The organism is Paenibacillus chungangensis, from assembly GCF_042675905.1.
Classification (GTDB): Bacteria; Bacillota; Bacilli; order Paenibacillales; family Paenibacillaceae; genus Pristimantibacillus; species Pristimantibacillus chungangensis.
On sequence record NZ_JBHTJZ010000021.1, the window covers coordinates 1 to 13,570 of the forward strand.

The window sequence follows — 13,570 nt, forward strand, 5'->3', positions numbered from 1 at the left end:
TTCCACCTCGCGATGGACACCCTTGCTCTTGGCTAATGGTTGGCAACTGCAAGCCCCCATAGCGGACTTTCACCGCCTAGCTACGCGCCATGCGTGGCGCACCGCCAATAAGCCGCAAGCTCCAAAGTGGAGCTTGCGGCTGCATACGGTTTATTTGTTGCTTACATCGCGCTCAAAGTCTCAGTAAGCACCGGAACGATTTGCGATTTGCGGGATACGACGCCTTTCAACAGCGCCTTATTGTCGCTAAGCGTGACGTTGAACGCCTTCTCAACAGCCTCCGCCTTGCCGCCAAGCGCCAAGCCGATGGAATCGTTGTTCAGAATGTCAGTCACGACAAGCAGGAACAAGTCCAAGCCTTTCGCAGCAATGATCTCGTTCAGCGCGTTCTCCAGGTCTGCGCCGCGTCCGATGACATCGTTCGTGTCAACCGCATTTACTTGCGCGATTTCCACTTTGTAGTTGCCCATGGAGAATTCCTTCGCATCCAGAGAGATCAGCTGGGCGATCGTCTTGTCGCTCAGGTCCGCGCCCGCCTTCAACATATCCAGACCGTACGCCTCGGCGTCAACGCCTGCAATGGCTGCCAGTTCCTTCGCTGCGGCAACATCCTGATCGGTGCAGGTTGGCGATTTGAACAGCAGGGAATCCGAGATGATAGCAGACAGCATAAGTCCTGCAACTTCCTTGCGGATAGCTACGCCATTCTCTTTGTACAGCTTGTTCAGAATCGTCGCTGTGCAGCCCACTGGCTCCGCGCGGAAGTAGAGTGGTCCGCTAGTCTCGAAGTTAGCGATGCGGTGATGGTCGATAACTTCAGCTACTCTTACCTTGTCAATATCGTTCGCACTCTGCTGGCGTTCGTTATGGTCGACCAGGATAACTTGCTCTGCTTCATCAGCCACATGCTCAACCAGGCGTGGTGCTTGGAAGCCAAAGTAATCCAGAGCATATTGCGTCTCCGCGCTTACTTCGCCCAGACGTACAGCTTCAACGTTCTCTCCCAGCTTGCTCTTAAGCTCCGCATAAGCGATAGCTGATGTAATCGTGTCGGTATCGGGATTTTTGTGTCCAAAGATCAATGTTTTGCTCATATCCAGTAACTCCTTAATCAGTATTGATTCCTTCCGGGCGCAATACCTTCACCGCAAGGAATCTGCCTCTATCATTATACACTAAAACCTATTATACCTTTAAGTTCTATGTATTCCTATACTTTTAGTGTGATTTAAATTTAACAAAGGCGATCCGGCAGCCGGTAACTCAACCGATGCGGATCGCCTTCTCTATTCTCTATTCTCTATGCTCTAAAGCTCTTCAGGAACTCCACGGCCAGGCCGATGTCACCCTCTGGGTTCGTGCCCACTTCGCGCTCGATTGTCAAATAACCCTTGTAGCCAATATCATTCAGCGCCTTCAAGTAGTTGTTCCAGTCCACGCCGCCTTCACCGAGCGGAACCTCGCGGAACGCTTCGCCCTTCTCCGCCATCTCCGCGATCTTCTCATGGTCCGTCTCCACTTTGTAGCCGTATGCGCCATATACATCGCGGGGATCAATGTCTCGCAGCTTGATGCCATCCTTCGCATGCGTGTGAACGATGTAGTCCTTCAGCGTATAGACGCCTTGAACGGGATCATCACCTGTCACCATCACCATATTGGCCGGGTCGAAGTTGACGGAGACGCCGTTCGTTCTCAGCGTGTCCAGGAATTCCTTCAGATGAGCGGACGTCTCAGGACCCGTCTCGATTGCGAAGTAAGCGCCCATATCGCTGGCGAACTGACTCAATTCCTCACACGCTTCCTGCATCGCCGCATAGACTGCTCCATTGCGGTCGTCCGGCACGATCCCGATATGCGTGGTCACGATGTTGGTGCCCAGCTCCATGCCCAGCTCCATGATCCGCTTCGACTTGTCGATCTTGGCTCGGTTCTGCGAAGCATCCTGGAAGCCGTGGCCGCCCAGATCGCCCACAAGTGCCGAGATTTCAAGGCCGAGCGATGCGATGTAGCTTTTGAATTCCTTGCGCTGAGCAGCCGTCAGATTATCGGGGTCCATCTCCCCTTTGACCGCATAGATTTGAACGCCGTCGGCTCCCAGTTGCTTCGCTTTTACCAATCCTTCTCTTACGCCCACCTGGAAGCTGTCCACAATAACGCCGATTTTATTGGTAATGATCGTTTTTTGCACGTTACGCCACGCTCCTTTTTTATTGAACTTAGATGGATTCCCACATTTGTTTCACGTAGTTGAAGCCCATCTGTGTGCCTTTGCGACACTCCTCCATACCTTCGAACTCGATGGAGATATAACCGTCATATCCGCTCTCCTTCACGATGCGAAGCACATGCGGCATATCGATATCGCCTTGTCCGACGACAGCGCCACGCAGCCAATTGCCTGACGACGTATTGAACCAACCTTCGCCCGGATTACGGTAGGACGGACGATAGTAGAAGTCCTTCACATGCACCATAGAGGCTATGCCGACGTTCCTGGCAACGGCTACTGCAGGATTCTCGTCCGCGCAGAGGAAGTTGCCGATATCCAGCGTTGTACGGAAGTTCTCTCTGTCGACTGTATTCACAAGCGCCTGTACGCGATCGCTTTGCTGAATGAAGAAGCCGTGGTTCTCCACGCTGGTCGTAATGCCGAGCGGCTTCGCATAGTCGGCGATGCGACGGCAAGCCTCCGCCAGCCTAGGCAGCTGATTCAGGAAATTCATAATGGACAGATCCTTGGAGCTGGCCACATCGTGACGCATGCGCTTGATTCCCATAGCCGCGCAGACGTCAACCTCCTTCTTCACCCGCTCGATTTCCTTCTCCCACTCTTCATCGTTCAAGTCGGCGAAGTTCGCTCCGATCGCGTAGTTGGACAGCTCAATGCCCGCTTCGCTAGCGGCATTGCGGATTTCTTCCACCAATGCTGGCTCGTCCGGCAGCACAACGCCCAGCGGTACGATCTCCGCATGATCGGCGCCCATCTCCGCAATGGCGCGGACAGTTCCCGGCAATGTCAATTCTCCCGCTTGGTACGCTCTATACAAGCTGTAAGTGCTTATTCCCAGTTTCATAATTTAACTTCCTCTCCTTTTGCTGCTGATTCGTAGATGCCGCACAGTATTTTCATTATTTCCACACCGTCTTGCACCGGACTGATCGGCTCCGTGCCGTTCTTCACATTGTCGACGAAGTGATTGATTTCATTCTGGAACGCGCTGTTGAATTCGAAAGATTTATGATCCGTCTGCGGATAAATGTTCACAATGCGGTCATTCATCTCTGAGACGATCAGCGTCTCTGGCTCAACCTCAATGCCGCCCTTCTCGCCGAATAGGCGAACGGTCGTCTCATCCTTCTTCGCATGTAGAGTAAAGCTAACATCTACCATCAGAGAAGCCCCGTTCTCGAAGCGAATGATGGCATTCGCCAGATCTTCCACCGTATTTCTCTCTGCGTCATAGTCAGCCGCTTTATAGAAGGACAGGTCTTTAATATTGGAGCGGTTGCCCAGCTTGCGATACGTATTCGCGCTGATGCTCACCGGCTTCGGACGCCCCATCAAGTACCAGCACAGGTCGATGACATGCACGCCGATATCGATCAGCGGGCCGCCACCGGAACGCTTGATGTCAGAGAACCAACCGCCCGGGTTGCCCAGACGTCTGAACGTTTGCGCCTTTGCATAATAGATTTCGCCGAACTCGCCTTTGTCCGCCAACCCTTTCAGCAATTGGGCATTCGTATCGTAACGGCGGACAAAGCCCACCTGAAGTATTTTCCCCGACTTCTCTACCGCTTCCTGAACTTTAAGCGCTTCCTCTACGGTGCGGCACAGCGGCTTCTCCACCAACACATGCTTGCCCGCCTCCAGAGCGGCGATGCTGATCTCCGCATGACTATTATTCCATGTACAAATGCTGACCGCTTCAATGTTAGGATCTGCCAGCAGTTCGCGATAATCAGTGTACACCTTCTCGGCGCCGTATTTCTCCGCCGTCTTGCGAGCCCTCTCCTCATTCAGGTCGCATACCGCATAAATCGTAGCTTCCTCGTTCTTTTCATAGGAGTTCAAGTGCATAGCTGATATAGAACCTGTGCCGATGACGCCGATCTGTACTGGTTTCATTAGCCAATCTCCTCTCAATAATTACCAATTTCAATACATTATATCCTATATTATAATGAAGCTTTTACACTCCACTCTATCGTATTATAATATGACTAGAAGTTAAAGCCATGTAGCACAGTGCGGTTTATTTGTATAATTGTGCTTTGAAGAGGTGAGCGTATGTATTTGGAAGCCGATACTGACAACTCGTTATTGAACAACGATATATCTTTGCCGGAGAAGATGGATATGCCCGATCCTCACTTCCCCATCAAGCTTCATCAGATAGAGTGGAAGAAGCCTGACTCGCTTCTATTCCCGCCGCATTGGCACGAACATCTGGAATTTCTGTATGTGGTATCGGGAACAATGGAAGTGGCATGCGGTTCCACGGTTATACAAGCGGTTCCTGGCGATATGGTAGTTATTAACAGTAATGAGCTCCACCAAGGAATGTGCCTGTCTCCTGATTTGTTCTACTATGCGCTTATTGCGCATCCTTCTATTCTGCACAGCTCGTCCGCGGATGCGGCGGAGACGAAGTTCATCGTCCCGATTGCTCAGAATCGCTTAATTATTCGCAATCATATTCGCAGCAACGATGCCGTCAATGCTTGCATGCTGACGATTGTGAAGGAGATGAAGGAGAATGGCTTTGGCTACGAGCTGGCGATCAAGTCTGAATTGTACCGGCTGTTGACACTCCTGCTGCGCAGCCATGTGGAGACAGTGCTGACGAAGGACGAATTCGACGAGCGGATGAAGAATGTCAAGCGGTTCGAGCCGGTCTTCCGCTACATTGATCAGCATTATATGGAAGAGCTCCCCGTGGAGGAGCTTGCCGCCATCGCATCGCTCAGCCGCTATCACTTCAGTCGGTTATTCAAGGAGCTGAGCGGCCGTACGATAACGGAATATATTACGGCCATTCGGCTGAACAAGGCGGATTACTTATTACGCAATACTGCGCAGACCGTCTCCGAGATCGCCAGCGCGTGCGGCTTCAATGATATCTATTACTTCAGCAAGACGTTCAAAAAATATAAACATCTGGCGCCGTCCGAATTGCGAAGAGGGAATTAGAGAAGCTGCATGGCAAGGCTTATCCGAAGCGGCTCCGTCTAACAGTGCCGATATAAATAACGCGCCAGCTCGAGCCTTCCGTCCTCGCTGACCTCCACACCTTCATCGCGCAAATATAGACTTTGAAGGAGTCTCCCTTCGTCGCTGGACAGAGCGATCTCTCCCTTCGCATTGACGATACGGTGCCATGGCAAGCCCTCCTTCTTGCTCATGGCATGTAGAATGCGTACAACCTGCCTAGCCGCACGGGGGCTGCCCGCGAGGGCGGCCACGCTCCCGTACGTCATTACCTTTCCCGGCGGGATGGCCTTGATAATGTCAATGACTGCTTTCGTGAACGGTTGCATCTTACCATCGCCCCCTGACTATGCTCCCGACGTCTTGGCCATCTCGCCCGGCGTCATGCCCCAATACTTGCGGAACACCTTCGTGAAGTAGCTGACGTCCCGATAACCTACACTGCTGGCCGCATCGTACACCTTGGCCCCGCCAAGCAGCGCGACCTTCGCCCGCTCCATCTTCCTCTCCAGCACATAAGCCGAGAACGGCTTCCCTTGCTCTTGCTTGAACAGCCGGCTCAAGTAGGACGAATTAATGAACAGCTTCTCTGACACGGTATGAAGTGTCAGATCCTCGTAGATACTCTCTTCAATCATGACGAGCACCGCTTCTACCGTGCGATGTCCCGCCGCTCCCCGCTTCTGCATCAGATGTTGAACGAAGCGGTGAATCAGACGATGGAGATAGTCGCGCATCTGCTCCTTCGTTGCAATCGTCTGCAAGTTCTGCATATACGGAAAATCTTCTCCGGCTACTTCCTTCACAGAGCATCCTCGCTGCTGAATGAGCCGTACGAGCAGACTGTTGAAGTAAAGAATCGATTCCCGGACCTGCTCCACATGCTCTGCGCCATCCATCACAGCAGTCCACAACTTATCCATCGCCTTCAGAGCAGCTTCCTCGTTGCCCCTCTCCAGTCCGATCTCCAGCTCGCGCTCCAGCTCCGGCCGTGCGACATTCTCCCCCTCCAGCTCGAATCGCTCCTGATAAGTGGCCGCAATGCCGTTGCCGTAGACGAGTCGCTTCTGCAGCGCTTGCCGCGCTTGCTCATACAGCTTGTTCATCTCAAGCGGCTCACTCGTGCAGGCGCTGATCCCGCTACTGGCTGTCAGCTTGAATATCTGCCTCACAATATTCAGCAGCTTCTCGATGGAGGCGTTGACATGATGAAGGAAGCCCTCGCGATCCTCCGTCCCCATGGAATGGAACACGATCACCGTAGATCCGTCGAAGTCGGTGAACATCCATGCCTCGCCTTCCTCCAGGCATTCTCTGGCGATCGACTTGACAGATACTTGCAAGAGGGATGTATCCTTCCCGCTGAATCTCTCCTCGTCCTCCGACAGCGGATCTATATCCACAATGGCCACGCAGTAATAGCCTTGCGGCTGTATGTCCAGCAGCACGTCCCCACTGCGCCGCTCCAGCTCCCATGCCGAGTACTGCCCATGCAGCCAGTTGCGAAGGAACATCTCCTGCAGATAGGGCAGATGCTGCTTCCACTTCTCCTTTAACGCCGCATGGTTGTGCAGCTCATCCAGCTTGGCTCGAAGCTCCCCGGCCGCGGACAGCACCGCATCCAGAATCTCCCTGTCGCCAGCGGGCTTAAGCAGATATTGGCTTACCCCGTACGTCATTGCGGACTGGGCGTATTCGAAGTTGTCGTGGCCGCTAAGCACGATCATTTTCACCAATTGACCGCTTGCCTGTATTTCCTTCGCCAGCTGGATGCCAGACATGCCGCTCATCTGCACGTCCAGCAGCAGAATGTCCGGTCGCTTGCGCTCCGCCAGCGCGAGCGCTTCCTCTGCGCTTGCTGCCAAGCCAACCACATCGATGCCGTGCTCTTCCCAGCCGATATCGTTAGCCAAGTGCAGTCTTAGGCGCGGCTCATCCTCTACAATAATCAATTTCATGCCGTCACCTCCATCACGGACAGAAGAACCTTCCACTACACTCCAGGGAGTGGCAGCAGAAGGTTCTTATACCCTTACTTCAACTTTATGTTAGACCATTACTTCTGGCTGTTATACCACTCTCTGGCGTCTTCCACCATCTCCTTGCCGCCATTCGCCTCCCATTGTGCCAGATAGGAATCGAACGTGTCAAGGGAATCTGATCCGCCGATATACTTCATGTAAGTATCCTCGGAGAACTGCATCAGCGATTGCGTATACTTGGACACACTCTCGATCGGCTTCGCCTTGGACATCGGATCTACGACGAAGTTGCCTTCCGCTTGCTGCTGGAATTGCTCGTAATAGCCTTGCAACACAGGGTCCTTGCGCACACGCGCCTGCCAGTAATCCTCATAGACGCGCTGATCGGTGCCTGTCAGGAAGTGGCTCGCATTGTTCAGATCGTCGTTGAACTTCGGCAGAATCGGATAGTATTTGCCGTCCTCCACCTTGTGGTGTACGCCTTCTTCACCAATGACCAGTTCCTTGAACAGGTTCTCTTCCAGCTTCATGTTTATTAGATTCATCGCATGCTCTTTGTTCTTCGCCCACTTCGGAATGGCGATGTAGTAGCTGATGCCGGCCCCAGCGCCTACGGAAGGCTTGCCGCTGTCTCCCGTCAAGTAAGGAAGCGTCTCAAGCTTCGCATCCGGGAAGTTCTTCGCCAGCGCGCTCACGATGGACGGGGAGCTCCACCAAGCGACGCTCATTATCGCAGCCTTGCCGCTTGTGAATTTCTCAATCACCTTCGAACCGGTATTAATCGGCCATTCGGAATCGATCAAGCCCTCATCGTACAGTTTGTTCATGAAGGCCAGATAATCCTTCATCTTCGGATGCTGCGCCTGCTGGATCAGCTCGCCGTTCAACTCACCCCATGCGAATGCGTTGCTGGACAGCGTCGGAATATCGAACGTCGTGGCAATTTCCGGGAAGATGCTCTTGTAACCGGACAGCGGTATAACGTTTTTCTTCTCTTTGATCGTCTTCAACACATTGTACAGCTCGTCGCGATTAGTTGGTATTTCCAGCCCAAGCTCATCCAGCCAGTCCTTGCGAATGACCAGATTGGTGCTGGCGGACAGTCCCGTCCCGCCTTCCGGAACACCATAGATTTTGCCGTCTACCGTAGCCGCTTTCCAGGTCTCTTCATTGATGCCCGCCTTCAGATTGTCGCCGTACTGTTCCAGCAGCTCATCCAGCGGCTCCAGCGCGCCCGCTTCCACCAGATTGTAGAACTGGTCCTTGCCCAGCTTCATGAAGTCGTAAGGCTCCTTGTTCGCCATAAGCAGGTTCAGCTTCTCGTTGAACATCTCTTCCGGCAGCATGTCATACTTGACCTTGTAACCCGTCTTCTCCTCCAAGAACTTCGCGACATAATCGTTATTAGGATCGAAATGGTTGAACGGCTGCAGCTGTCTCAGCGTCGGCTTATCGCCATCCAGCACGTTTTTGGCACCTTCGTCCGTCTTTTCTTTATCCCCGCTGTTGGAGCCGCCGCTATTCGTTGCTTGCGGCTTGTCGCTCCCCTTATTCGTTTCCTTGCCGCTATCTGACCCGCTGCAGGCCGCCGTTACGACAACCAGCACCATAATCATCATGAGCGATATCAATTTTTTCATCTCTGTTTTCCTCCCCTTCGGCATTGTTGAATGATGGAATGATGGTTGAACCCTCTCTATGCACTGCCATCCGGCTGTCCTTGCTTCTCTCTCTGGCTTGATCCACTACCCCTTCACAGATCCAAGCATGACCCCCTTTACGAAATACTTCTGCAGGAATGGATAGACGAGAATGATCGGAATTGTCGCGACGATAATCGCTGCCGCCTGAATCGCTTGCGGCGAAGCGTTCATCGCGGAGTTGACGTCAATCATATCCGTCCGCATGAAGATGTTGTTGGCGGATGCCAGAAGCTCCTTCAAGTACAACTGCAGCGGCTTCAATTCCGGATTACTGATGTACACCATCGCCATGAAGAAGTCGTTCCAGAACTGAACGGCGAAGAACAGTGCGATCGTGGCCAGAACGGGCATGGACAGCGGCATTATAATACCGTAAAAAATTCTGAAGTTGCTCGCCCCGTCAATTTTGGCGGATTCCTCAAGCGCGTCCGGCAAGCTCTCGAAGTAGCTTTTGATGACGAGTAAATTGAAAACATTGACCATTGCCGGCAGGAACAACACAGGAAGCTTGTTGACCAGCCCAATGTTGCTGAGCAGTAAGTAGGTCGGAATCAGTCCGCCGCTGAACAACATCGTGAAGACGAATAACAGAATGAACCACTTGCGTCCTCTAAGCCGCGTCCGTGATAGCGGATACGCCGACATCGTCGTCATAAGCAAGCCCAGCAGCGTGCCGACTACCGTTACGATAACGGAATTCCGGAAGGCTCCGAGGAACATGCTGTCGGTTATAACGAAGTTGTACGTGCCGAATTGAATATCGACGGGAAGCAGCCCGACCTGTCCCGAGATGACCGCCTCCTCGCTACTTAGCGATTTGGCGATCAGATTGAGGAACGGGAACAGCGTAACCACGCCCAGGAACACGAAGAACAGATAGTTGCTAGCGGTGAACAGCTTGTCGTATAAGGATGTTTTGTGTGTCATCTTCGTTGTCTCCCTTCTACCAAAGCCCGCGCTGCAGGAACTTTCGGCTTAAGTAATTGCCCGTCAATATGAGGATAAGTCCCACGACAGAATCGAATAATCCCACTGCGGTAGAGAAGCTGTAATCCTGTTGTCCGAGACCGATCCGGTACACATACGTCCCGATAACGTCGGCAACGGAGTAGACGAGCGAATTGTACATGACGAGAATTTGCTCTGTGCCAGCCTCCAGAATGTGTCCCAAGCGAAGGATGAACATCAGAATGATGACGGGAATCAAGCCGGGCAGCGTAATGTGCATGATCTGTCTGAATCTACCCGCTCCGTCGATCTTGGCTGCTTCATATAGCTGTGGATCGATGGAAGCGATGGAGGCCAGGTAGATAATCGTGCTCCAGCCGACCTCCTTCCATCCCGCAGACGTGACCAGCACGGACCGGAATACGTCGGTGTCCATGAAGAAGCGGATCGGCTCGCCGCCAAGCGATACAATAATGCGGTTCACGATACCACCGTCCGTAGACAGCAGGTCGATGAACAAGCCGCTAACGATAACCCATGATAGGAAGTGCGGCAAATAAACAACCGTCTGAATACTGCGCTTGAATAGCATGTTCTTGATCTCGTTCATCAGTATGGCCAGCACGACCGGTAACGGGAACAAAAATACAATTTTATAGAAGCTGATAATCAGCGTGTTGCGGAATACGACAGCGAAGTCCGGTGACGAGAACAGCCGCTCGAAGTTCATCCATCCTACCCACGGGCTAGCCTTCAGACCATCGAATATATTGAAATCCTTGAACGCGATGACGATGCCGTACATCGGCGTATATTTAAAGAGAAGCAGGAACAATATCCCCGGTATGAGCATGAGATACAAATCCCAGTCTCTGCGCACATCAAGACCAAGCCTTTTCGCATAAGTTGAAATCATTGCCAGTGTCATCCCTTCCCCTGTTGTCGCTTCTGCAGTTCTGCTTGATGAGTCATCCTAATTGCAGGTGACAAGGATGGTCTTCTCATTCGTCTTCATGCCATCAACATATATCTCGATGACGATAGCATTCTCTCCTTGATCAAGCTTGACCTTGTCTGCGAAGTGGATCGGCTCGCTTGGATCTGTCTGGCCTGCGCGCGGATTCGCGCGATTGCCGTTAAGCTTCGCCTTCTTTCCGTTGATCTTCACCTCCACGTATTCACCGAAGCCCAGTACCGTGACTGTGCCTTGAAGCTGAAGCTGATGATGATCGACAGTGATGCCGTCATAAGCTCGGAAGCCTTCCAGCAGAGACGCCCTCACCTCATCTCCCATCGCATACAGACCGGCCACAAGCTGCCGCTTCTCTCTCATGCCCGACGGATCTGCCGCCGATATGACGAACCCTCCATCGGGGATATCGCTGTCGTTCGGATCGACGTTCGCCCAGTTCCAGTTCATCGCCTGCTCCTTGTTCGCCGTATGCACCACTTCCCCGGTACCGGCTACCGCGATTTCTACGCCCCACTTGCTCGTATCCGTCGACAGACCGAATTCGTTACTGAAGACATTAATATTGCCTTCATTCCGGTTCATGTTCAGGAAGTCTCCTTCCAGGAACCCATCCGGCTGGCCGGGCATACTTATTCCCAGCTGGTACGACTTCACGTATTCTTCGTCATTCAAGGCCGCCTTCACCGTATCGAAGTTGACCAACGAGTAGTCGAACAGCATCATGCCGTCCGTCTTCTGCTTCGCAGCCTGGAACACGGTGCGCTGCAGCTCCGGCTCTCGCACATTGCTTAGCGCGATGGAGGCGTACAACGGGACTTCTCCCCGGGTCAATATATTGCCAAGCGTCATATAATGCTCAATCTCCGATTCCGTGCTCTGGTAAGTTCCAATCATCAGGAAATCCAGATTGCCGATATAGCCTGTGTTGTAATAGTCGTCTGTGTAGATGCGATCTTCTGTGAAGCCAAGCCTCTGGTCATAGCGGAAGTCCGGGCTGGCCCAGTTAATGCCGTTCATATACAGCGAATCGTACCAGGAGCCGACGTATGCGGATACCTGAATCGGCTTGCCCTTCTCCTCGCTGTATTCGTCCGCCAGCTGCCGCACCTCGTCCGTGAAGCTCTTGATGACGCCGGAGCGGAACGCCCACCAGTCCAGATAATACTGACCCTCGACCCGGGTTGCACGTCCTTCGCTGTCGTATACAAGCTTATACACATCGTCCGGCCAAGCTTCCAGTTCCTTGCCTCTCTCCTCCAAGTACGCCTCGAACTGCCCTCTTGTCTCTTCGCTGAAATCCGCGAAGTAATTGTCATACCGTCCACGGTCAAGGTTAATGCCGTCCACGTCGTAGTTTTTTATGATTTCTTCGAATGTAGCCAGCTGATAATCTCTAACGTCTTCATTCGCCGGGTTGACGAAGGCAACGATTTTATTGGCGGCTGCACTTTGGCGAATCGGCACGATCTGCCCACCGTCCTCTGGACGGTACACCTTCTCCTCCCACTCCGGATACGCATCCAGTACCGCATTCTCGTGCATCGAGCCTTCCGCGAATACATTCACCGCCGCGTGAATCGTCAAGCCTAGAGCACGGCTATGCTTGACGAACTCCTCTAGCAGATCCAGCTCCGGATTCACTCCGACACGGTTGGGGTCGGTCATCTCGCTCACATAAGGCCGCCCTGTCAGATCGTTCTTCTTGTAAGAGACGAAGCCCTCATAGCCCTTCACATCAAGAAGGATTCCCGTTATGCCGGCATCCGCCGCCTTGACGAGCATGTTATAGACATCCTCGCTTGATTGGAACTTCTTCGCATTAGGGCCCTGCTCCACCCACATCAGCACTTCCTCGTCTGTTACGATCGGTCCAGGCTTGTAATACACGACCGTCGATGTCCGCGCCAGCTCTTCTCCGTCCCTCGTCAGTACGGTGTCGACGTAATTCACGCCCTCTTGAAGCGTCAATGCCGCTTCGAATAGTCCCGACTCGCCGAGCGTTACGGGAACGCCGTACACGGTAAGGGTATCGCCCGGCTGCATATGCGTGACGCCGCCGCTAAGCGTGAAGTTCTGCTCGTTCACAGTGAACATCGACTGCTGATCCACCTTCACGCTAGGGCGCGGGCCGCTGCTGATAATCTCGGCCAGAGGCACGACGTCGCCGTTCTTGCGCAGCTTGATCACATCGCCCAGCTGGAAGTTCTCCGCCAGGTACTTCTTGAAGCCCTTCGACGCATAAGAATCATCGTGCGCCAGCAGGAGGAAGCCGCCCTCCGGAATAACGACATCCACCGGCGCCGGCTCCCATGCCGGCGGCAATCCATTCACGGACGGATTCACCACTTGTACAACCTTGTTCTGATGATCCATCACGACGGCGACATAATACTTGGGAACGGTATACGAATTCCCGTATAAGTGCGAGATCAGCGCTACATAGTCGCTCTTGCCCGACAAGTCCTGATCGACATAAGCGATAGCATGGCGCGGACCGTTCAATTCTATCGTAATATCGGTTGGCTCCGCTTCCACTTCAATAAGGTCTTCCGCCGCGGCTGCTAGGTTATCGTTCGATTCCGTCGTCGATCCGCTCGACGCAGATCCTCCCGTACCAGCTTCGCCGTTCTGAGCAGACACTTGTATTGCCGATGACGGCCACAGAGCAAGCACTAAGCTGCATATCAACGCCATACACCATATCCTCCTCATATTTACCAGCCCCTTCTTTTGCGATTTCTGTTGCAGG

At 53.0% G+C, this 13,570-nt stretch carries 11 protein-coding genes; 1 reads left to right on the top strand and 10 read right to left on the bottom strand.

The features are described 5' to 3' along the window. Window positions 1-161: 161 nt before the first annotated feature. From ACFQ2I_RS13630 to ACFQ2I_RS13645, 4 genes are all read right to left on the bottom strand, one after another. Window positions 162-1,094 carry a manganese-dependent inorganic pyrophosphatase gene (locus tag ACFQ2I_RS13630; protein ID WP_377564923.1) on the bottom strand — a complete coding sequence of 311 codons (933 nt, stop codon included), beginning with the start codon at window positions 1,092-1,094 and terminating at the stop codon, window positions 162-164. A gap of 206 nt (window positions 1,095-1,300) precedes the next feature. Next, window positions 1,301-2,191, bottom strand: coding sequence for a sugar phosphate isomerase/epimerase family protein (locus ACFQ2I_RS13635; protein WP_377564924.1), 891 nt, complete (start codon window positions 2,189-2,191; stop codon window positions 1,301-1,303). A gap of 28 nt (window positions 2,192-2,219) precedes the next feature. Further along, on the bottom strand, window positions 2,220-3,077 hold the full coding sequence (locus ACFQ2I_RS13640; RefSeq protein WP_377564925.1) for a sugar phosphate isomerase/epimerase family protein: 858 nt from the start codon (window positions 3,075-3,077) through the stop codon (window positions 2,220-2,222). Next, the gene (locus tag ACFQ2I_RS13645; protein ID WP_377564926.1) at window positions 3,074-4,132 is read right to left on the bottom strand and encodes a Gfo/Idh/MocA family protein; all 1,059 of its coding nucleotides are present in this window, start codon (window positions 4,130-4,132) and stop codon (window positions 3,074-3,076) included. Before ACFQ2I_RS13645 ends, ACFQ2I_RS13640 begins: the two co-directional genes overlap by 4 nt. A 162-nt stretch (window positions 4,133-4,294) precedes the next feature. Between ACFQ2I_RS13645 and ACFQ2I_RS13650 the strand changes: the two genes are divergently transcribed. Then, window positions 4,295-5,197: an AraC family transcriptional regulator gene (locus ACFQ2I_RS13650; RefSeq protein ID WP_377564927.1), complete on the top strand. Its 903-nt coding sequence runs from the start codon at window positions 4,295-4,297 to the stop codon at window positions 5,195-5,197. Between the two features lie 38 nt (window positions 5,198-5,235). Here the strand turns inward: ACFQ2I_RS13650 and ACFQ2I_RS13655 are convergent, their stop codons facing one another. The 6 genes from ACFQ2I_RS13655 to ACFQ2I_RS13680 form a co-directional block, all read right to left on the bottom strand. Continuing rightward, window positions 5,236-5,544, bottom strand: coding sequence for an MGMT family protein (locus ACFQ2I_RS13655; RefSeq protein WP_377564929.1), 309 nt, complete (start codon window positions 5,542-5,544; stop codon window positions 5,236-5,238). An 18-nt stretch (window positions 5,545-5,562) separates the two neighbouring features. Further along, a complete protein-coding gene (locus ACFQ2I_RS13660) occupies window positions 5,563-7,173 on the bottom strand; it encodes a response regulator (RefSeq protein ID WP_377564931.1) in 1,611 nt (536 codons plus the stop codon). A 98-nt stretch (window positions 7,174-7,271) separates the two neighbouring features. Further along, a complete protein-coding gene (locus ACFQ2I_RS13665) occupies window positions 7,272-8,837 on the bottom strand; it encodes an extracellular solute-binding protein (protein ID WP_377564932.1) in 1,566 nt (521 codons plus the stop codon). A gap of 105 nt (window positions 8,838-8,942) precedes the next feature. Further along, window positions 8,943-9,827 (bottom strand): carbohydrate ABC transporter permease, encoded by an 885-nt coding sequence (locus tag ACFQ2I_RS13670; RefSeq protein WP_377564934.1) that lies wholly within the window; start codon window positions 9,825-9,827, stop codon window positions 8,943-8,945. 16 nt (window positions 9,828-9,843) lie between these two features. Beyond that, window positions 9,844-10,764: an ABC transporter permease gene (locus tag ACFQ2I_RS13675; protein WP_377564935.1), complete on the bottom strand. Its 921-nt coding sequence runs from the start codon at window positions 10,762-10,764 to the stop codon at window positions 9,844-9,846. 57 nt (window positions 10,765-10,821) lie between these two features. Continuing rightward, a complete protein-coding gene (locus ACFQ2I_RS13680) occupies window positions 10,822-13,515 on the bottom strand; it encodes a family 10 glycosylhydrolase (protein ID WP_377564937.1) in 2,694 nt (897 codons plus the stop codon). Window positions 13,516-13,570: the final 55 nt, after the last annotated feature.

Coding starts and splice junctions, on each gene's coding strand:
- ACFQ2I_RS13640 (WP_377564925.1), bottom strand. CDS start 3,077: ATGAAACTGGGAATAAGCACTTACAGCTTGTATAGAGCGTACCAAGCG.
- ACFQ2I_RS13675 (WP_377564935.1), bottom strand. CDS start 10,764: ATGATTTCAACTTATGCGAAAAGGCTTGGTCTTGATGTGCGCAGAGAC.
- ACFQ2I_RS13650 (WP_377564927.1), top strand. CDS start 4,295: ATGTATTTGGAAGCCGATACTGACAACTCGTTATTGAACAACGATATA.
- ACFQ2I_RS13655 (WP_377564929.1), bottom strand. CDS start 5,544: ATGCAACCGTTCACGAAAGCAGTCATTGACATTATCAAGGCCATCCCG.
- ACFQ2I_RS13630 (WP_377564923.1), bottom strand. CDS start 1,094: ATGAGCAAAACATTGATCTTTGGACACAAAAATCCCGATACCGACACG.
- ACFQ2I_RS13670 (WP_377564934.1), bottom strand. CDS start 9,827: ATGACACACAAAACATCCTTATACGACAAGCTGTTCACCGCTAGCAAC.
- ACFQ2I_RS13645 (WP_377564926.1), bottom strand. CDS start 4,132: ATGAAACCAGTACAGATCGGCGTCATCGGCACAGGTTCTATATCAGCT.
- ACFQ2I_RS13665 (WP_377564932.1), bottom strand. CDS start 8,837: ATGAAAAAATTGATATCGCTCATGATGATTATGGTGCTGGTTGTCGTA.
- ACFQ2I_RS13680 (WP_377564937.1), bottom strand. CDS start 13,515: ATGGCGTTGATATGCAGCTTAGTGCTTGCTCTGTGGCCGTCATCGGCA.
- ACFQ2I_RS13660 (WP_377564931.1), bottom strand. CDS start 7,173: ATGAAATTGATTATTGTAGAGGATGAGCCGCGCCTAAGACTGCACTTG.